Genomic DNA, 19,486 nt, shown 5'->3' with positions numbered 1-19,486 from the left:
ACGCAGGGCGGCCATGACATGTATCCGGTGCCGGTGCGGATCTGGAAGCGGTCTGCGTCGTAGGTGACGGCGCGGACCCAGTGGATCTGGCTCTCGATGTGGCAGTGGCGGCGGGTCCACGCGGCGGGTTGCGCTGACCGGGATTGGTGCACGCGCAGGTTGGTGATCGCATCCACGGTTTCGGTGGTGAAGCGTTTCGGCTGGTCCAAGCGGTGTCGGCGGCGGCGGATCTGGGTGGCCAAGGTGGCGTGCGAGAAGTCCATGCCGGTGAAGACGGTCAGGATCTTCAGGGTGCGGATCTCACGGCGGCCGTGTCCGCGGCCGGTGGCGCCGGTGGCGTCCGGCACGGCCCGCAGGGAAGGCCGGCCAACTTGGCGGAGCAGGGTGGGCTGGTTGCCGGTCAGGGTCGAGGCGGCGCCGCGTTCAGCGAGGTAGGCGACGCGATCGCGTCGGCAGTGCAACGCGTCGCCGGGTCGCGCAGGTCGCCGATCTGGTTGAGCAGGAGCTGGAAGTGGGTGATGTCGTTGGTCATGCCGTCGACGTCAGTGCTCGTGGGGACGACACCGCCGGCGGGCGTCCGCCGGACGGGAGGCTCAGCGGCGGCCGCACCAGGCGCGGTGTCCTGGTCGCAGGTTACGAGGACGTGCCGGGCTGTCATGTCGGTGGTTCGTGGGCCGCGCCAAGTCTTGCCGTCGACCGCGATCGCTCTTTCGCGGCTCGTCGCCCGGGCGCGAGCTGGGTGGCGAGCCAGGCGTCGATGGCCGCGGTGAGCCGGTCCGGGTCCAGGGCTTGCAGCGACCGGCGGATCATCGCCTCGGACGGCCGGCGGTCAGGATCGATACCCAGAGCGATCACGGTCGAGTCGTCGGCTCACTCGGCGATCGCGAGGTAGGAGCGGTTGTCGGCCATGACAGCGCAGACCGCTGCGCCCGCCACGACCGGCAGGCGTTGCCGCACACCACGACGAGCGCGGATCCGGCAGATGAGCCAGCGCCGCAGGTAATCCGCCAGTGTCGGGCATGACGACACCAGGCGGCGGACCCGACAGGGCAGAGATCAGCGACGATGGTGACGCGGGCATGGCTCACTTCGGAGAGGTCAACAGGCCTCGAAGACCTCGATGATCTTCTGGACCGGTCATGCGCGCCAGGCTGCTACCACCAGGGGCGCGTTTCCACCGATCACCGCAAGCCGGGCACACCCACAACTCTGCCCGAGCCCAGGGTTCCGGCGCAGCGACCACGGGCCGGGGGCGGGCCGCCGATCCGCACCATGAGATCAGTCTTCCGTCGTTCCGGCCCCCGCCTTGATCAGATCCATGACCGCCGAGTCCAGAAGCGTGCTGACGTCGCCCAGCGTGCGGTTCTCGGCGACGTCCTTCAACAGGCGTCGCATGATCTTGCCGGAACGGGTCTTGGGCAGTTCGGCCACGAACGTGATCCGGCGGGGTTTCGCGATGGGGCCGAGGGTCGTGGCGACATGGTTGCGCAGGTCGACCTTGAGCTGGTCTCCGGTCTCGTCAGCGGTGTCCACGTCGCTGCGGGCGATGACGAATGCGGCGATGGCCTGACCTGTAGTCGGGTCCGACGCGCCCACCACGGCCGCCTCTGCGACCGAAGGGTGCGACACCAGCGCGGATTCGACTTCGGTGGTGGAGATGTTATGGCCAGAGATGATCATGATGTCGTCGACCCGGCCGAGCAGCCACAGCGCGCCGTCCTCGTCCCGTTTCGCTCCGTCGCCGGCGAAGTAGATCCACTCGTCGCCGGAATTGGCGCCGGCGCCGAACCGGGACCAGTAAGTGTCGACAAAGCGCTTGTCGTCGCCCCAGATGGTACGCAGCATCGCGGGCCATGGCTCGCGTAGCACGAGGTAGCCGCCACCGCCGTTCGGCACCGACTCGGCCTCGTCGTTGACCACGTCGGCGGAGATGCCCGGCAGCGGGGTCATCGCCGAGCCGGGCTTCGCGGCGGTCACGCCGGGCAGCGGCGAGATCATCATTCCGCCGGTCTCGGTCTGCCACCAGGTGTCCACGACGGGGACGTTGTCGTGGCCGACGTGCTCGCGGTACCACATCCAGGCCTCGGGGTTGATCGGCTCGCCGACGCTGCCGAGGACGCGCAGCGACGACAGGTCGTACTTGGCCGGGATGTCGTCGCCCCACTTCATCATGGTGCGGATGAGGGTGGGCGCGATGTACAGGGTGGTGACCTTGTACTTGTCGACGATCTCCCAGAACCGGCCGTGGTGCGGGGTGTCCGGGGTGCCCTCGTACATGACCTGGGTGGCGCCGTTCGACAGTGGACCGTAGACGATGTGCGAGTGCCCGGTGATCCAGCCGATGTCGGCTGCGCACCAGTGCACGTCGGTTTCCACCTTAAGGTCGAAGACGGACCAGTGGGTGTACGAGACCTGGGTCAGGTAGCCGCCGCTGGTGTGCAGGATGCCCTTCGGCTTACCGGTCGTGCCCGAGGTGTAGAGGATGAACAGCGGATGCTCGGAGTCGAACGCCTGCGGCTCGTGCTTGTCGTCCGCCTGCTCGACGGTCTCGTGCCACCACAGGTCCTTCTCGCCCCAGGCGACGTCCTCACCGGTGCGGCGGACGACCAGCACGTGCTCGATGCTCGAGCATCGTGCGACGGCGTCGTCGACGGTGGGTTTGAGCGCCGACGGTTGGCCGCGCCGGTAACCACCATCCGCGGTGATGACGACTTTCGCGCCCGCGTCCTGGATCCGGGTGGCGAGCGCGTCCACCGAGTATCCGCCGAAGACGACGCTGTGGGTGGCGCCGATGCGGGCGCAAGCCAGCATCGCGACCACGGCCTCCGGGATCATCGGCAGGTAGATGGCCACCCGGTCGCCGGCCGTCACACCGAGCTCGGTCAGCGTGTTCGCCGCCTGGCTGACGCTCGTGAGCAGGTCCGCATATGTGATCGTGCGGGTGTCGCCGGGCTCGCCCTCCCAGTGGATGGCGACCTTATCGCCCCTGCCCGCCTCGACGTGGCGGTCCACGCAGTTGTAGGCGATGTTCAGCTCGCCGCCGGTGAACCACTTGGCGAACGGCGGATTGCTCCAGTCGAGGACCTGGTCCCATTTCTTCACCCACGTGAGCCGCTCCGCCTGCCGTGCCCAGAACGCCGGCGCGTCGGGGGCGGCGTCGTCGTAGGTGTCCGCCGTGGCGTTGGCATCGGCGGCCAACTCAGGCGGTGGGGGGAACGTCCGCGTCTCGGTGGAGAGATTCTCCAGCGGCGTGGTCATGGTGGCAGCTCCTCTTCGGGTTTCAGCGCGCGACATCAGTCCAGCCGAAACGTCGCCGACGGGCATCTTCGACCGTGCTGGGTGCCCGGGATGGTCCAGCGGGGCCGCCGTGGGCGGGCTTCCGCTGGACCACGACGCGTTCACCCGGGCTTGCGGCCCCAGGCCTGGACGTACAGGTGCGAGATCACGGTGGTGTCCGGATCGACGAGGTGACGGCGCAAGGCCGCGTGAAGAACGTCGAACTCTTCTCTGGTGATCAACTCGCTCGTGATGAGCCGGTCACGCAGGTTCTCGGCGAAATCGGCGAGGACCTCACGCCGCGGGTGTCCGGGTTCGTGGTCGATGTAGACGACGGGTCGCACCTGGACGTCGACGAGGCCTGCGCGGCGGAGCAGGCCGGGCAGGCGCCTGCCGACGAACAGGTCGATCGTGTTCCGGTCCGCATACCGCTTGAGGACATCCATGAGCCGGCTCCACGACTCGGCGGGCGGGTCGCACACCTGGCCCACCCGATCGCCCTCGTGGAACGCGACCCATCCTCCCGGGCGGGCCAGCCGTACCGCCTCGGCGACGATCTCCTCAGGCCTCGGCACGTTGTGCAGGATCAGCCGTTCCGTGACGAAGTCGAAGCTGTCGCCGGGGAGCCCGGTCGCACGCGCGTCGCCCTGCCGGACGTCGACGTTGTCCAGCGTGCGGTCCACCACGAACTTGCGCGCGAGCTCGACCGACTCCGCCTCGCGCTCGACGCCGATGACGGTTCCGTCCGGCCCCACCCGTCGCGACAACTCGTCCAGACAGCCACGGGGTCCCACGCCGAGTTCCACGACGGCCTTACCGTCGAGCGGTCCGACCTGGTCGAACAACCAGGCCGCCTCGGACTGGAAGTCCTCCGCCTGTGCCTGTAGCCGCTCGTGCTCCGCGCTCCGGTAGCCAAGAAAGTACTGGTCCTCGAGAATCATCGATGCTGACTTCCCCTCGTTGATCGGGGCCGCGGCGCGGCCGGTCGAGTTTGGATCCGTGGCTGAGATGTCGAAGTGCCGCGCCCAGGACGTTGGCGCGTCGAGGGCTGACCGCGGCACGCCACCATGGCGTGATCCCCGCACTTGTGAGGTTCGGGGTGGCCCGCCGCGCCGTCTGACAGACGTCGAAGACCAGCGCCAACGAAGGCAAAGGCTCAGTCATGAGCGCTGGGTCTACCACCGGCTGGGAGACGAACTCAAATGCTGACGGTGTAATCGCGAGGGGTCCGACGAGGGGGCCCGTCGCAGTACGAGTTGTAAGCTTCGAGGATCTGTTGAGCCTCTTCGCTCGCACTGGCGAACCTGGCGATTGGCTCGGCATCGTTGAGCAGCACGTCGTGCATCGCGGAGGTCAACTTGCCGACGATGGCGGCGTGGTCCCCCATGAGGGGCCCGAGCGACGCTGGCGAGCCGTCCGTTTCCTCGGCCTGCTCACTGGCCGGTTGAAGATTCGGATTGCGATCGAACCAGTCCTCGGCGGCGAGGACATCGATCGACGGCTTGGTGATTGGAATGCGCCAGTGGAGCTTGGCCCACTCCGCGACGTTGCGCGGGTTGTTCAGGTACTGCATGAAGGCCAGTGCGCCGTCCTGCTTCTCCTTACTGAGACCCGAGGCGAGCCAGAGCGAGAATCCGCCTAGGCTGTTGCCCGCGAAACGGACCTCGTCGTTGTACGGCATACGGCAGGCCTCGACGGTGAATCCGTGACGCTCACCTCTCTGAATCAGATGAGTGGCATCGACGGATGACGTGATGAGTAGCGCGACCTCCTGGTTCTCGAATGCCTCGAAGCAGCCAGGGAAGTCCCCTATTACTCCGGTGTACAGATAGTGGCCGTTCCGATGGAGGCGTCGCCACCACTCGACATAGGCCATCATCTCGTTCGAGGCGAGGTCAACCTTCTCCGGCCGCGCGGACCGGCCGTTGTCGTGATCCGCGATCAGTCCGCCTTGCTGTGCGACCGACTGCAGGAAGAACCAGTAACAGTTCGGCCATGCGATACCATGCGATGGTCCATCGGGGAGTTTCGCCACCGCCTCGCACGCGGCCTCCACCTCGCGCCAGGTGCGCGGTGGCTTGGTCACCCCAGCACGGTTGAGGATACTCATGTTGGCGTACAACACCAGGGTGGACGCCGTCCGGGGCATGGCTATCTGCTCGCCGGCGTAGCGGAAGAAGTCACGCGCCGCGGGCAGCATACTCTCGAGCACGACCGGCTCGCCGAGAATCTCCGATCGCCCCGCGATGACTCGCTCAATGGGCGTGAACAGGGGCGCTCCGTCGTTTCGGAGTGCGTCCATCATGGTTCGCGTCAGAGTGAAGTGAAACTCCGCGACATCGGGCGGAGTCCCCTGCTCAGCGGCTTGGGCCACGATTCCGGGCATCGTGTAGAAGTCGTGCGCCTTGATTTCGATGAGATATTCCGGGTGCTTTTCGTTGAACTCGCGGGCAGCGGTCACCGCGATGTCTGGCTGATCTGCCATCTTGTAACTGGCAGGATCACTCAGCCACACGCTGATACGGGTCTTCGTGGTCATTCACTAACCCTCCATCATTATGATTGCGGGCCAATTCCATGGTCACAAGAAGCTAGCTCGGGCAAGCGTCTCAGTAGCGCGACACTGGCCGCAACTTCGAGTTTGCTGGGCTTACGGCTCAGCTGTGCGGCTTGCTTGCGCATTGTCGGCGACGCGATTCGGCCGCCTCGGCATTGACGACGGGCACGTCCCGACTAATGAGCCTTTCCAACCTGCTCCTGCAGTTCAGGGCGGGTGTGGCGAGCCCGGTGCTCGATGGGGCGAGGCTCCCAGGTAAGACAGCAGTCGACCAAGATCCGAAACCCTGGCCGGGGGTCGCCTGTGCTGTCTCACCCCTCCACGATTTCGCTGTCCAGCGAACTCTGAAACACCTCGTTGCCTCATCCGAGCGCACCGTAATCGGCGTCGATCCCGGTGGCGGCGTCTCGGTCCGGGCCGACAGGCACTGCTTGCCCTGGCCCATCTGCCCAACTGAGACACCTGCATCCGGCTCGCCGCCGGGTTCGAGATTGGTGTCGCCAGGGCCTGGCGCTACGTGCAGGAAGCGATCACGCTGCTCGCAGCGGTCGCCGCGGACCCTTGCCCTCGACAGGTACTGCGGAGGCTCGACGCACGACCTCACCGCCGCCCGCAACCACAGCATCATCGACGTGCTGACCAGCGCGGACGTGATGACCTTCGCCGACGAAGGCCTCCAAGACGCCCGTCGCAGCGTGCGCGCCCCGCTCAAACGGCGCCGCTCTCCGACCGGAACTGTCGCGCCGCCAGCCAGAAGACCCGCCGCGCCCCGGGAATCAGACCGCATCTGGCCTCGGTGGTCCGAAGGACCGACCGATCCGAAGCGGGGATGAGCCCACAGGCCAAGGCCAGCTCGCAACCACCGCCAAGGGCGTACCCGTCGACCCGCCCGATCAGCGGCTTGGCAGGACCGAACCGCTCGGCAGCCGGGGCCAGCCCGGCTGTCCCCGGCTGCCGAAGGTGGACGGAGCGGCCTAGCCCAGTTCAGTCAGTGCCACCACTCCTTGGCGATCCGGTCCTGCTTCCGATACCGAACGTTCACATCGGCACGATCGACAGAGCATGACGGAACACGTTCTGGGGATCGTATCGCTTCTTGATCTGCTGCAAGCGCGGATAATTGGATTTGAAGTAGAGTTCCCCCCACGACGTCCCCGACGTGTTCCAGGCCGGGTCGGCGAGATCGGCGTCCGCGTAGTTGATGTAACCCCCGGCATTTATCGCGTTCGGAACCGGAACCCCGCCAGTTTCCGAATAGACGTCGCGGTAGAGCTCGCGAATCCATTTGATGTTCTTCGCGTCATCGGCGGCCGCGTTCCATCGACCACCCGTGAAGTATGCCCGTAGGACCGAGTCCCGGTCTGCCGTCGCGGTCGCACCTGGGGCCACTGCGTTGATTTTGCCGCCGTACCCGGACATGGTGAACGCCGCGCCCGCATTTGTGGGCTCGGGGTCAGTCAGATGACGATAGATAGTCGCAATCTGGCTGTCAGAATATCCTCTACGCAGGTTGGCGGCCTTGTCCTTGGAACGCGCATAAGGCTGGTGTTGCCAGTTCCGGTCGTCCAGGTACGGCGCGAACTCGGTGCTGTCCGACACGGGCTGCACCCCCACACCGGACATGACCGCCTCGCAGTGCGCGTCGATGAGGCTCTGGGCGCCCGGCACATCACTGTCGACACCCACGATAAAGCCGACCGGACCCGCCGACTGATGGAAAGCGAAGAACCCACCCCAGAGGTTCGCATTCGGAGAATCGGGCGCGCTGTTCTGCTCGTACCAGTTGCAATAGTTTCGGAAGTACTTCAAGAACGATGCGCTGGTCAACTGCTCCCAGGTCATCGTGAGCGACCTTCTGATCATGGTCGCGGGCGCTCGGGGCAGCAGCTCGGCGGGGTCGTTCGAGTTCACACCCGGCGATCGCAACCAGTACCGCGTCACGACGCCGAAGCTTCCGCCTCCCCCACCGGTGTGCGCCCACCAGAGATCTCGGTTGGGGTCTCCCTGGTCACGCGTCGCGACAACGATACGACTCTTTCCCGATCCGTCGACGACCACGACCTCCACCGCGTACAGGTGGTCGGCCGCGAGACCGTACCGGCGCGACAAGAAGCCGTAGCCGCCGCCGGCGATGTGGCCGCCGACACCCACGCCGGGGCATATTCCTCCCGGGATGGTAACGGCCCATCCTTTGACGAGGGCATTGTAGAGCTGGCCGAGCGTCGCGCCACTTTCGACGGCGAACGCCCGCCGCTTGGGGTCGTAGTAGACGTCCGACATCTGCGAGAGATCTATCAGTTCCTGGATGTCAGGAGAGGAGGTGAAGTTCTCGAAGCAATGCCCGCCGCTGCGTACCGCAATTCGCTTGTTCGCTCCGACAGCATCGCTGACGACATCGGCGACCTGCTGTGCAGTTCGCACGAGGTGTACGTTTTGAGGATTTCCCTGGAACCGCCTGTTCCAGGGAGTGATTAGACTCGGATACCGCGGGTCATTTCTACCGACTGCCACCGCCGCGGGAGACGGCGCACAATTTCCGGTAGACAACGATCCTGCGCGGGCATCCGGCTGTGCCGCACTTGCGCTGTTCCCGTTGATCCCGAGGGTGATCCCCCCGGCGACCGCACCTGCAAGAAGCCCACGGCGACTGATCTCCGCCATCTTCGGTTTCCCCCCCAATCGTCGCATCAGCGAGTACATGCTGACAGCGGCACCCCCCAACGGTCTACTTCAAACTTGCTCAATTTGCCGATTCGCTCGGCTTTTTTGGAGGTGCACTGCGGAGATCGGCCTGCGACAGTGGCAAGCGCGAGTGGCTTCTCGACATGTGCCCCCAACGCCCAATCAAGGCCGAGTGCGAAGGAGTCGGGCGACCGTGACACCGAGCATCAATGGCCAGATGACGTCCAATCCCCACCCGGCGGAGGGGATATTGTGCGGGCCGCTGGCAGCGCGGGCGGGGACTTCCCAGATGGCCGCGGTGGTGTCCGACCCCACGTCCCTGTCGGATGCGGAGCTGGACGTGCGGGCGAATCATCCGGTACCTGTTGATGCGCGGAGCCAGGCCAGAGCGGCCGGTCGTGGTCGTGGTGGAACGGTCCGCGGAGCAGACCGTCGCGGTCTTGGCGGTGCTCATGGCCGGCGCTGCCTGCCTACCCGGCCGACCCGACCTGCCCCGCCGATCACATCGCGTTCATGCACAGCGACGCCGCTCCCACGGTCATCCTCATCTCGCGGGCCGTGGCCACGACCGTGCCCGGCGAGCTGGTGGTCGTAGTGGATGACCCAGCGGTCCAAGCTGCCGTCGCCGATCTGCCGGGACCGGCGCGTCTGACGTGGACCCGGTCGGGCGGCTGCGGCTGTGGCTTCCGGCATGAGTGATCCACACGTCGGGGTCGGCGGGGCAGCCCAAGGGTGTCGTCGTGGAGCAGCGTGCGGCGGTGTGGCTGGCGTCCTGGGCGTGCTGGGCAGCCTCGACGATCGGCGCGGACCGGCTGCGCCGAGTCCTCTCCGCCACGTCGCTGAGTCTCGACGTGTCGCTGTTCGAGCTGCTCGGACCACTGACCTGTCGTGGGTATGTGGAGGTGGTGCGGGATCTTCTGGCGCTGGCGCAGAGCAGCTCGGCGGGAAGTCTGATCAGCACGGCACCGACGGCGATGACAGGGATACCGGCCATCGCGGAGGCGCCCCCGGTCGCGCAGACAGTCGTCCTGGCGGGCGAGGCATCGACCGCGCCGGCACTACGGGCGTTGCGGTCGGCGGTATCTGGCTGCGGCATGACAAACGCGCATGGGCCGACCGAGACCACTGTGCAGGTCAAGGCCGGAGACGCGACGGAGGGACCCGATCTGGGGGACGGTCCGCTCCCGATCGGACGCCCGCTCCCGGACGTCCGGTGTTCGTTCTGGACGATGCGTCTCGGCCGGTACCGGTAGGAGTGGCGGGATACCGCTGTGAATTTCACTTTGGTCGACGTTCGGGGTCGCGCCCTGCAACACAGGAGATGCGCTTACATGAATGGTCACGGACAATTGGTGGTGCGGCTGTCATTTCCCGGCAGGCCGCGAGTCGACCTTCGATGGAGGTTCGAATGCCTGAAAAGTTTGCCATCGACGCCTGATCACCGAGGCTGACTCCCCCACCCACGTGGACGAGCTGTTCCGCCTCGCCTGTCGATGCGAGAAGGCGCACGTCGAGTGCAGCAGCCGCCCCAACATGAGCAGCGTCCTCACGTCCTGATGCTCACTCGTCGATCGCCTACTCGGAGGAACGATATCGTGGATCCGAAGAACATGAACACACCGCGGAAGACACGGCCGATGACCGGCGCCGAGTACATCGAAAGTCTGCGCGACGACCGGTGTCTCTATCTCTACGGTGATCGCGTGAAGGATGTGACCAGTCATCCTGCGTTCTACAACCCAGTACGGATGACCGCGCGGCTCTACGACGCATTGCACGACCCAGGCATGCGTGACGTGCTCACTTCGCCCACCGACACGGGCAGTGACGGCTTCACCCACAAGTTCTTCACCACGCCGCACACGGCGGAGGACCTGGTCGAACACCAGAAGGCCATCGCCGCGTGGGCCCGGATGAGCTACGGCTGGATGGGGCGCAGCCCCGACTACAAGGCGGCCTTCCTCGGTACGCTCGGCGCAAACGCGGATTTCTACAAGCCGTTCGACGAGAATGCGCGGCGATGGTACGCGGAGTCCCAGGAGAAGGTCCTCTACTGGAATCACGCGATCGCGCATCCGCCGGTCGACCGGAATCGCCCTCCGGACGAGGTGGGTGACGTCTTCGTGCACGTGGAGAAGGAAACCGACGCCGGACTCGTCGTGAGCGGAGCCAAGATGGTCGCCACCGGCTCGGCGCTCACGCACTACAACTTCATCGCGCACTACGGCCTGCCGGTCAAGGACAAGAAGTTCGCGCTCGTGGCGACTGTCCCGATGGGGGCGGCGGGGCTGAAACTGATCTGCCGGCCGTCCTACACAGCCAGTGCGGCTTTGATGGGAAGCCCCTTCGACTACCCGCTCTCCTCGCGGCTGGACGAGAACGACACCGTCCTCGTACTGGACAAGGTGCTCATCCCGTGGGAGAACGTGTTCATCTATGGCAATATTGGCAAGGTTCAGTTGTTCACCAGCCGATCGGGCTTTTCCGAGCGTTTCACGTTCCAGGGCTGCACCCGCTTGGCGGTGAAACTCGAGTTCATCGCCGGCCTGCTCGCGAAGGCGGTGGAGCTCACCGGTGTCAAGGATTTCCGTGGCGTGCAGACACGGATCGGTGAGGTGCTGGCCTGGCGCAATCTCTTCTGGGCGTTCTCGGACGCGGCGGCCCGCAACCCGGTGCCCTGGCACAACGGCGCGGTCCTGCCCAATCCTCGGTACGGTTTGGCATACCGGTGGTTCATGCAGATCGGCTACCCCCGAATCAAGGAGATAGTCCACCAGGACATCGCGAGCGGCCTGATTTACATCAACTCCAGCGCCGAAGACTTCAAGAACCCGGAGATCCGGCCGTACCTGGACCAGTATCTCCGCGGCTCCGACGGCAGCGACGCCGTCGAGCGCATCAAGCTCATGAAACTGTTGTGGGACGCCGTCGGTACCGAGTTCGGCGGGCGCCACGAACTGTACGAACGCAACTACGCGGGCAACCACGAGAGCACCCGGATCGAGCTACTCTCGGCACAGCTCGCGAACGGTGAGATCGACGACTACAAGGCTTTCGCGGACGAATGCCTCTCCGAGTACGACCTGGACGGCTGGACGGTGCCCGACCTGTCCGCGTTCGAGGAGCTCCACGAGGTGCGGGACCGGACGCTGAACGGGTGACGGCGGCCGGGGTTTCTGGTGCACCCGTGCACACACCACCTACCTGCCATGTGTTTGAGACGAGCACGGGCCATCATGATCCGGCGTCGCTGGGCGAGCGCGGCTACCAGCCCGCCCGCGACGTGATGCTCATCGAGCCTTTTCCAAGCTCACTGATTACTCACTGTTCTCGCTGTCGTTTCCCGGACGGCACGTCAGTGCCGAATCAGGCCGCCGACCGCAACCGGAGAGACGTGACCGGTCGCCGGAAGCGTCCGCGCCAGCGCAAGACCGACATCGACCAGCGACGACCGGCACAGACCGGCGACATCTGATATCGATGTCCAGACCGACTCGGCGGTCTCGCCGTTCGCCTCGGGCCGCAGGACACCATCAGTAATCCGGACCTGGTAAAAGATGCCGACGTTCTGATGCTCGATCCCCATCCGTGCCTCGGCGGCAGGAATCACCCGCGAGTCCACGCCTAGCAGGCGTTCGACCACCGAAACGCAGCCCGTTTCCTCGGCGACCTCCCGCACCACAGCATCGAACGGATCCTCCGCATGCTCAACCCTGCCACCCGGAAGGGTCCAGTTCATGTCCCCCGTCGGCGCAACATAACGGGCGAGCAGCACACGCCCCTCCTCGATGCACACGGCATACGCCGCCAGCCGGAAACTCATCCATGCACCTCCCAACCGACCCTACCGAGCCGGCGACGACCTTCGCGTGACCGGCATCCGGCGGCAGTCTTTCATCGTGCGTAGCAATTGGCTTCGACGTGGTGCAGGACGAGGATGCCCTGCACAATCGTGGTGGCTCGGCGTGGGCAGCAGCGCAGCTTGGCCAGGACCTTCCAGGTCTTGAGGGTAGAGATGGCTCGTTCGCCACGGGCGCGGATCTTGGCGTGCGTGTGGTTCACGGCCTTCTGTCGGCGTGACAGCTTCGGCCGGTAGCGGTGCCGTTTGAACGGGGTGCGCACGCTGCTGCGGGCACCTTGGTAGCCCTTATCCGCGAACGTCGTCACGTTCGCGCTGGTCAGCGCTCCGATGATGCCGTGGGCGCGGGCTGCGGTCAGGTCGTGGACCGCGCCTGGCAGCGAAGGCGAGGCCCAGACGAGCCGGCCGGCCGCGTCGGCGATGACCTGCACGTTCACCCCGTGCCGCTGATGCTTTCCCGAGTAGTAGGGCTTCTGGTCGGCGACGCGGTCGATCGGGATCAGGGTGCCGTCCAGGATCGCGTACGCCAGCCGGCGGATTCGCTGCATCGCCGCGGCCAGGTCGTCGGCGACGGCTGCGAGTAGCGCGATCGCTTCCTGTACGTAGCGCCAGGCGGTGGCCACACCGACGGCGAACCCGGCGGCCAGACGGGTGTAGGTGTCGCCATTGCGTAGATGGGCGAGGACGAGCAGTGCCTGCCGGCCCGGATCGAGGCGCCGCCAGCGGGATCGCTGCTGCTTACGACGACTGCGGATGCAGTCGGCGAGGTGGTTCAAGGTCCGGCTGGACAACGAGATTGTGGACGGGCAGGACAGCACAGGCGAGGCTCCCGGTCTGGGCATCTGGTCTTGGTCGACTGTTGTCTTACCTGGATCCTCATCCTCATCGATCACCGGACCGCCAACACCGCCCCTGGGCTGCAAGATCAGCCTGGAAAAGGCTCATCGACGCCTGTGGCGAGCTGGTCAACGACATGGGTGGATCGGCAGCGAATGGCGCGGCGGGCGTGGTTCCTCGTGACGATCGAAGGCCTGCAGGAGTCTCATGATCGATGCGAGGGCCATGCCGCACCACGGTTGAACCCGTGCGTCGTCCGACCACCCAGCCCGCCCACGTCCACGCGCGACCTTGCCGGAGCCTGCCGGGCCGCGAAGCCGATTCTGCACTCGAAGCTTGTGCAATGCATGGCAGAGCCTGCACCAGGAGCGGTGCCCAGTTCGCGGCGCGAGCCGAAAGCAGCCCAACCAGGAGCCGTGACAGCTCGCGCGGCACATCCGGCATGGCTGGATAGGAATCATGGATCCATGGCACCCAACACGCTGGGAGAAGCACTTAGGAATGTCGATCGATAGGGTCTGGATATGCGATTTGGTGTCCTCTTACCTCAGGGCTGCAACCTCGACCTTGTCGATATACCGGTGACCGAGCAGTGGTCCACGATCCGTGACATCGCCCAGGCCGCTGATGCCGGCCCGTACGAGTCGATCTGGGTCAGCGACCACCTCCAGACGGTTACGGCGCCGAGCAATGAGTCGACCTTCGAAGCGTGGTCGATGATGGCCGCGTTCGCGGCCTGCACGTCCAGGGTGCGGCTCGGGCAGTTGTGCACGTGCATGGGCTTCCGAAATCCGGCGTACCTGGCCAAGATGGCGGCCTGCATCGACGTGATGAGCGGCGGCCGGTTGGAGATGGGCGTCGGCGCGGGCTGGTTCGAGGACGAATGGCGTGGCTATGGCTACGGCTTCCCCAGCGCCGCCGATCGGCTCGGCATGCTCGATGAAGGCGTGCAGATCATGCGACAGTTGTGGACGACCGGCACGGCCACGCTGGCGGGACGCCACTATCAGGTTGATCATGCGATCAGCCGCCCACTTCCGATGCAGGACGGCGGGATCCCGTTGTGGATCGGGGGTGCCGGTGAGAAGAAGACGCTGCGGACAGCGGCGAAGTACGCGCAGTACACGAACTTCGGGACGATGACCCTGGACGAATTCGTGCACAAGTCCCAGATCTTGGCCCAGCACTGCAAGGACGTGGGCACCGACTTCGACGCGATCACACGGTCGGCCTTCTTCCTCGTGACCATCGGTGAGACCGAGAAGGACGTCGCTGACAAGATGGCGAGGTTGAGATCCCACTATCAGCCGCTGATGCCGGCCGATGCGCTCGAGGCCTGGCTGGGCGAATTTGCCCGCGGCCTCGTCGGCACACCCGAGCAGATCGTCGAGCGGCTGGCCAAGGCCGCTCAAGCCGGGGTCGGCTATGCGATCGTCTACTTCGCAGACGCCGCCTATGACCGGACGAGCATGGACCTGTTCGCCAGCAAGGTGATACCGGAGTTGATCGGTTAGGCGACTGCCGATCACGCACGCTCTACTTGCCGAGGGGCGCTGACCGTACGGCCCCTCAGCGGACAATAACGGAATCTGGACAAATCCCGAGCACGCCGACCCGGCCGGTGTCATGCACACCGATCAACTGAGACCCCTTGGTCGATTCCTTCAGTGGTAAGAGGAACGGTCGGCCAAGGCTTCGCTCACGATCAGCCGGGCGACGCCACCGAAATCACGTCAGACTTGCCGGAAAAGGGATGCCCTCGGCGTCGCCGTGCGCCTTGCGCCAGGGCCCGGCAAGGTCGTCAGGTGATGCCGAGTAGGGCCAGCGGGCGGGTGCTGTCGCGGGCGTGATGTCGGTTGGCGGCGGCGATGCTGGTGACCCCGATCAGGCGTAGGGCGCCGAGGGCTGCGTTGCGGAGGCGGCGATGGCTTCGGGTCCGGTGCCGGTGCGGATCCGGGATCGGCCTTCGTCGTAGGTGACGCCCGTGCCCAGCCAATCTTGTTTTCGACGTTCCACTGGCCGCGGATCCGCGCGGCCAGTTGCGCCCGTTTCGCTTGGTGCACGCGCATATCGGTGACGGCGTAGACGGTCTCGGTGGTGAAGCGCTTCGGCTGGTCCAGGCGCCTCTGCGGCGGGCGGGTACGCAATGCTTGGGCGGCGTGAGGGAAGGCGGCCGGTGGAGATCGTCAGGGCCTGGAGGGTGCGGATCTCGCGGCGGCCGGTTGGAAGACGTCCGGGACGGCTTGCCAGGGCACGCCGGCAAGTTGGCGGTGCAGGTTCGGCTGGTTGCCTTTGACGGCCAGGATCCAGTGCGCGCCGGCTTCGGCGAGGTAGTCGACGTGGCTCACGCTGGCAGTGCAGCGCGCCGACGGCGATCACGGTGTCGCGCGGGTCGCCGATCTGGTCGAGCAGCGGTGCGAATCGGTGATCTCAATGGTCCTGCGGCCACGCTGGCCGGCGACGGGTCCCACACCGAAGCCGGTCCCTTACCCGTGACGGTTCAGGTCCCGGGGTTGACCCAGGTCAGTCGCCACCTGGGCGATCGGCTTGTTCGTCTCGCGGGCGATCCGGGCAGCTCCCTCACGGAACTCCCGTCGAACCGCTGCCTCTTCTCCGGCATGGCACATGATCCTCGTAGTCCATGCCTTCACGATCGTGGGGGAACCTCATGCATGAGGTTCCCCCACGATCGTGGGGGAACCTCATCACTGTGGAAACGGCCTCATAACCGAGATCGCGTCACCGGGGCGTGCCATTCTTCGGATCACCCCAGTCAGCTACGCTGGCGCGGCCTCCCGAGTCGGCGACTCCTCCGATGCGGGCCTGGTCCGCTCGCCCCACCGTGCCACGGCAGGCGCCAGCAGGCCCACCAGGGCGAAGAACACGCCGATCCCGATCAGACCTGGCCTGCCGAGGGTCAGGATGAAGCTGAGGAACAGCAACGGGGCGAACGCCTCGCCGATGCCGGCGCCGATTCCGAGGAAGCCCATGTACTGGCCCTGTGCGTGCGCCGGCGGCAGACCGAAGTTGAGGGCGAACGAGCCCGCCATGTACCACAGTTCGCCGTAGGTGTGCACCAGAACGGCCGCTACCAGGAGTAGCACCGCGGCCCAGCCGGGCAGTCCGCTCGCAAAGCCCATCGCGGAGCAGCTGAACAGGAGGATCGCCCCGGCGCGCCGGATCGCAACGCCACCTTGCCGGATCGTCTTCACCTTGTTGCCGACACGGACCATGAACAAGACGATCAAGGTGTTGTTGAGGATGTAGAAGACCGCGACCGTCCAGGTGGGAGCCTTCGTGGCGTCGACCACCCACAACGGCAACAGCATATTGATCATGAAGAGCTGGAGGTTCATGGCGCCGGCCACCGCCGTGTACGCGACGAAGGGCCGGTCGGCCAACACGCCCCAGCGTGACACGGTGGGCGGCTTCGGCAGCGGCGCGTAGTCCGGCAGCCGGGTGAAGACCAGCAAGGCGACCAGGAAGCTGAGCGCGTCGAGAGCGATCATCACCTGATAGGCGGTAGGAGTGCCGATCTGGATCACCACGGCACACCCGGCAGTTCCCAGGCCCATGGCGACGAACTGGATAGCGTGCATCCTGGAGCGGAAGCTGACCGCGTCGTCGCCTGCCACCCGGCGCAACAGCGATTCGGATGCCGCCACGGACGCCTTCATCGCCAGCATGTCAAGGGTGGCCGCGATGACAAGTTCGGTGAAATTGTCGATGAAAATGAAGTAGGTTGCCGTGCATGCCTGGATCACCAGCATGACCTTGACCGTCTTCACCGGACTCCACCGGTCGGCCAGGTTGCCGACCGGGACGCCGCTGATCAGGCTGATGGCAACCCCGATGGTGAGGGCGGCTCCCACCTGTGAAGCGGGCAGTCCCACGATCCGCGTGAAATACAGGCTCATGCTCACGACCAGCAACCCGAAACCAAACATGTTGATAAAGGTCGCCAGCGCGTACACTCGCTTTGGTCCAGCCTCGGGGATAAGAGACCTGAGTTCCCCGATTGGGTTAAACTTCGGCATGCAGAACCACCATTCCTCGCCGTCCGCCAGCGGATACTACCTTGTCGGAGCCGACGATACTACAGTTTCGGAGTCGTACTCCCGGCGCAACTCCTAGATTGCTCTCCTTCGGATAAACGAGACGTGCTCCTGTTTCCATCTGCTCCATCGCGTCGGACTTCCCCGGGCAAGCCCCTGACCTGGGCAACAAGACAAAGAAGAGTCGCCGGGCTCTTGTCGGTTGACCTACCGGTCGAGCGGTGACTTACGCCGCTGAGCCTTCTTAATCGCGATCAAGGACGGTTGACCAGGGCAGGCAGCATCGGCGTGTCGATGCTGCGGATAGGAGAAGCTCCCGGTGGGACAGCAGTCGACCAAGGCGCACTTCCCAGCACGGGAGCTTCGTTACCTGTCCTGTCAGCATCCCGCTGTCCACGCGCAGCCCGACCGCCTGACGAGCTGATTCGCGACCGGCGCCGCGCGGTCGGCGGCCGCTGGCGCAGGCTACCTGCGCAGCGACAGGCGCTGATGGCTTGGCCCAGCTGCGCAACGGCGACACTCCCACCCGCCTCGCGGCCGGCTTCGGGGTGTCGGTCAGCACCGTGTGGCGCTAACTACGCGAGGCCGTCGACCTGCTCGCCGCCTGCGCCGACAGCCTCGCCACCGCGATGTGCCGGGCCGTCCGGCCCTGCGTACGCCATCCACGACGGCACGCTGATCCGATCGACCGGGTCGCCGACCAACGCCCCTGCTACTCGGGCAGACACAAGCGCCACGGGGTGAACGTGCAGGTCCTGGACGATGCCGCCGGGCGGCTGGTCCGGGCGTCGTCTGCACTGCCCGGCGCGGTCCACGATCTCACCGCCGCGCGCACCCCAGCCTGATCGACACGCTGAACAGCGCAAACGTGCATACCTTCGCGGACAAGGGCTATCAGGGAGCCGGCGGGAGCGTGCGCGGGCCCTTCGAGCGCCACCGACACCGACCAAAACTGTCCCACCGCCAGCGGACCGTCAACCGTGGTCATACCCCGCTCCACGCTCGCGGCGAGCGAGCCATCGCCACGCTGAGGACCTGGAAGGTCCTGGTCAAGCTGCGTTGCTGTCCCCGCCGCGCGACGGCGATCGTGCGGGCCATCGTCGTCCTGCGCAACGCCGAGACCAGCCCCTGTACGGGACGAAGATGGCTCGCTGTTGTGGTTGGGGCGCGTCGTGCGGATGCGACGCCGGCACTCCTGCTGACTCGGGCGGGGCATCGAGCGCCTGCTGGATCGCGAAGCTCCCGAGCGACACCCCATCCACGTCCTACATCTGTCAACCCGGCGTGGAGCGACTCGCCCTGGGGGTCTCCTGGTCCGGGTGCTTGAGTCGTGCTGCCCATTGTTGCGGACGATCTCTCCTCCGGTACGTGCTCGGACGAGATTCGAGTCGAGGCTGCCGCGTCAGCCGGGACCGAGGTGCCCGACGGGACCGTGGTGACCGGCCTTACCACCGATGGCGAGCGGGTAGCCGGCGTCCGCTACATCACGGGCGGAGGGCGAGGCGACCGAGCGGGCCGACCTCATGGTCGATGTCGATGGATCGCGCTCAACCCTGGCGAGACCCGTGGACACGCCTTGTATGCCGAGCGCCCCAGACTCACCTGCACCTATTACATCCACGGGGCGGACGCGCCGATTGACCATCAGCCGGAACGGTTCACCACCGAGCCGTCTACGCCGTCACCGACCGGCACGCGCACCACCGGCATCACTGACATCGCCACCGCCACGCGCCACAAACCCGCGACAACACCCGCCCGCTGGCACCACTCGGCATCACTTCACGACTTCGCCAAGGTCTGACTGCAGCCCCGTCTGCAAGTCGCAAGCCCTGGAAATGTGAATACGCCAATAACAACCAGTCAGGCTGCACCCGACCCGCCTCGGACCTCCGCTGGGGCGCGGGCACACACCGCTCCGCGACTGCCCCGGACCGTGGTGACCCATCGCCGTCCTCGCCCCGGCCCGACATGCGCGCGACATCCGATAAACAACAAACCGCACACACACGACGGGATACACTCAACCCACCCAAGTGGGAATTTTGGGGAGCAACTTCGGGTACTTCTACCGAGCCTTATCAACGAGGGCTGACGGGCGGAGGCGACCGGAGATCCGGCCGTCGCTTCCCGAACATCTGGCGCACCCAGCAAGGAGGGTCGGCGCCAAGCGTGCAGCGAGCTGGAGGCCACGCTGATGAATGTCCAGGTTGTTGCAGC

At 65.8% G+C, this 19,486-nt stretch carries 15 protein-coding genes and 2 pseudogenes; 7 read left to right on the top strand and 10 right to left on the bottom strand.

Annotated features, from left to right (window positions below):
• Nucleotides 1-400: 400 nt before the first annotated feature.
• The 5 genes from AB0883_RS21040 to AB0883_RS21020 all read right to left on the bottom strand — a co-directional run bounded on the left by AB0883_RS21040 (nt 401) and on the right by AB0883_RS21020 (nt 5,815).
• The gene (locus AB0883_RS21040) at nt 401-532 is read right to left on the bottom strand and encodes a hypothetical protein (protein WP_366642843.1); all 132 of its coding nucleotides are present in this window, start codon (nt 530-532) and stop codon (nt 401-403) included.
• Between the two features lie 122 nt (nt 533-654).
• Nucleotides 655-855, bottom strand: a complete 201-nt coding sequence (locus AB0883_RS21035) for a hypothetical protein (protein ID WP_366642842.1) — start codon at nt 853-855, stop codon at nt 655-657.
• Nucleotides 856-1,278: 423 nt separating this feature from the next.
• Complete coding sequence (acs, locus tag AB0883_RS21030) at nt 1,279-3,258, bottom strand: acetate--CoA ligase (RefSeq protein ID WP_366643021.1); 1,980 nt, start codon at nt 3,256-3,258, stop codon at nt 1,279-1,281.
• Between the two features lie 140 nt (nt 3,259-3,398).
• Nucleotides 3,399-4,217: a methyltransferase domain-containing protein gene (locus AB0883_RS21025; RefSeq protein ID WP_366642841.1), complete on the bottom strand. Its 819-nt coding sequence runs from the start codon at nt 4,215-4,217 to the stop codon at nt 3,399-3,401.
• Nucleotides 4,218-4,474: 257 nt separating this feature from the next.
• Nucleotides 4,475-5,815, bottom strand: a complete 1,341-nt coding sequence (locus AB0883_RS21020; protein WP_366642840.1) for an extracellular solute-binding protein — start codon at nt 5,813-5,815, stop codon at nt 4,475-4,477.
• A gap of 375 nt (nt 5,816-6,190) precedes the next feature.
• On the opposite strand from AB0883_RS21020, the pseudogene AB0883_RS21015 reads away from it, so the two are divergent.
• A pseudogene (locus AB0883_RS21015) lies at nt 6,191-6,583 on the top strand (transposase family protein); the annotation flags it as partial.
• Between the two features lie 288 nt (nt 6,584-6,871).
• On the opposite strand, the gene AB0883_RS21010 reads toward AB0883_RS21015, so the two are convergent.
• Complete coding sequence (locus AB0883_RS21010) at nt 6,872-8,344, bottom strand: FAD-binding protein (RefSeq protein WP_366643019.1); 1,473 nt, start codon at nt 8,342-8,344, stop codon at nt 6,872-6,874.
• Between the two features lie 497 nt (nt 8,345-8,841).
• Here AB0883_RS21010 and AB0883_RS21005 point away from each other — a divergent pair, with 497 nt between their 5' ends.
• The 3 genes from AB0883_RS21005 to AB0883_RS20995 all read left to right on the top strand — a co-directional run bounded on the left by AB0883_RS21005 (nt 8,842) and on the right by AB0883_RS20995 (nt 11,676).
• Nucleotides 8,842-9,117, top strand: coding sequence for an AMP-binding protein (locus AB0883_RS21005; protein ID WP_366642839.1), 276 nt, complete (start codon nt 8,842-8,844; stop codon nt 9,115-9,117).
• Between the two features lie 93 nt (nt 9,118-9,210).
• Entirely contained in the window at nt 9,211-9,768 is a 558-nt protein-coding gene (locus tag AB0883_RS21000; protein ID WP_366642838.1) for an AMP-binding protein, read from the top strand.
• Between the two features lie 339 nt (nt 9,769-10,107).
• The gene (locus AB0883_RS20995) at nt 10,108-11,676 is read left to right on the top strand and encodes a 4-hydroxyphenylacetate 3-hydroxylase N-terminal domain-containing protein (protein WP_366643018.1); all 1,569 of its coding nucleotides are present in this window, start codon (nt 10,108-10,110) and stop codon (nt 11,674-11,676) included.
• Between the two features lie 194 nt (nt 11,677-11,870).
• Here AB0883_RS20995 and AB0883_RS20990 read toward each other — a convergent pair whose 3' ends face one another.
• A complete protein-coding gene (locus tag AB0883_RS20990) occupies nt 11,871-12,338 on the bottom strand; it encodes an NUDIX domain-containing protein (RefSeq protein WP_366642837.1) in 468 nt (155 codons plus the stop codon).
• Nucleotides 12,339-12,409: 71 nt separating this feature from the next.
• Nucleotides 12,410-13,192: a transposase family protein gene (locus tag AB0883_RS20985; RefSeq protein ID WP_366643017.1), complete on the bottom strand. Its 783-nt coding sequence runs from the start codon at nt 13,190-13,192 to the stop codon at nt 12,410-12,412.
• 543 nt (nt 13,193-13,735) lie between these two features.
• Here AB0883_RS20985 and AB0883_RS20980 point away from each other — a divergent pair.
• A complete protein-coding gene (locus tag AB0883_RS20980; RefSeq protein WP_366642836.1) occupies nt 13,736-14,725 on the top strand; it encodes an LLM class F420-dependent oxidoreductase in 990 nt (329 codons plus the stop codon).
• Nucleotides 14,726-15,397: 672 nt separating this feature from the next.
• Here the strand turns inward: AB0883_RS20980 and AB0883_RS20975 are convergent.
• Both AB0883_RS20975 and AB0883_RS20970 read right to left on the bottom strand, forming a co-directional pair.
• Entirely contained in the window at nt 15,398-15,559 is a 162-nt protein-coding gene (locus tag AB0883_RS20975; RefSeq protein WP_366642835.1) for a hypothetical protein, read from the bottom strand.
• Between the two features lie 429 nt (nt 15,560-15,988).
• On the bottom strand, nt 15,989-17,185 hold the full coding sequence (locus AB0883_RS20970; RefSeq protein WP_366642834.1) for an MFS transporter: 1,197 nt from the start codon (nt 17,183-17,185) through the stop codon (nt 15,989-15,991).
• Nucleotides 17,186-17,649: 464 nt separating this feature from the next.
• On the opposite strand from AB0883_RS20970, the pseudogene AB0883_RS20965 reads away from it, so the two are divergent.
• Nucleotides 17,650-18,386: pseudogene (locus AB0883_RS20965) on the top strand (transposase family protein); the annotation flags it as partial.
• 210 nt (nt 18,387-18,596) lie between these two features.
• Nucleotides 18,597-19,070: a hypothetical protein gene (locus tag AB0883_RS20960; RefSeq protein WP_366642833.1), complete on the top strand. Its 474-nt coding sequence runs from the start codon at nt 18,597-18,599 to the stop codon at nt 19,068-19,070.
• Nucleotides 19,071-19,486: the final 416 nt, after the last annotated feature.

The organism is Micromonospora sp. NPDC047812, from assembly GCF_040704175.1.
GTDB lineage: Bacteria > Actinomycetota > Actinomycetes > Mycobacteriales > Micromonosporaceae > Micromonospora.
The sequence above is the reverse complement of the archived record's forward strand: the minus strand, read 5'-3'. Positions and strand labels throughout refer to the sequence as shown.

Bases quoted from the DNA above. Each gene is read 5' to 3' on its own strand.
- AB0883_RS21040 (WP_366642843.1), bottom strand. From the start codon at position 532: ATGACCAACGACATCACCCACTTCCAGCTCCTGCTCAACCAGATCGGC.
- acs (WP_366643021.1), bottom strand. From the start codon at position 3,258: ATGACCACGCCGCTGGAGAATCTCTCCACCGAGACGCGGACGTTCCCC.
- AB0883_RS21025 (WP_366642841.1), bottom strand. From the start codon at position 4,217: ATGATTCTCGAGGACCAGTACTTTCTTGGCTACCGGAGCGCGGAGCAC.
- AB0883_RS21020 (WP_366642840.1), bottom strand. From the start codon at position 5,815: ATGACCACGAAGACCCGTATCAGCGTGTGGCTGAGTGATCCTGCCAGT.
- AB0883_RS21005 (WP_366642839.1), top strand. From the start codon at position 8,842: ATGCGGAGCTGGACGTGCGGGCGAATCATCCGGTACCTGTTGATGCGC.
- AB0883_RS20990 (WP_366642837.1), bottom strand. From the start codon at position 12,338: ATGAGTTTCCGGCTGGCGGCGTATGCCGTGTGCATCGAGGAGGGGCGT.
- AB0883_RS20980 (WP_366642836.1), top strand. From the start codon at position 13,736: ATGCGATTTGGTGTCCTCTTACCTCAGGGCTGCAACCTCGACCTTGTC.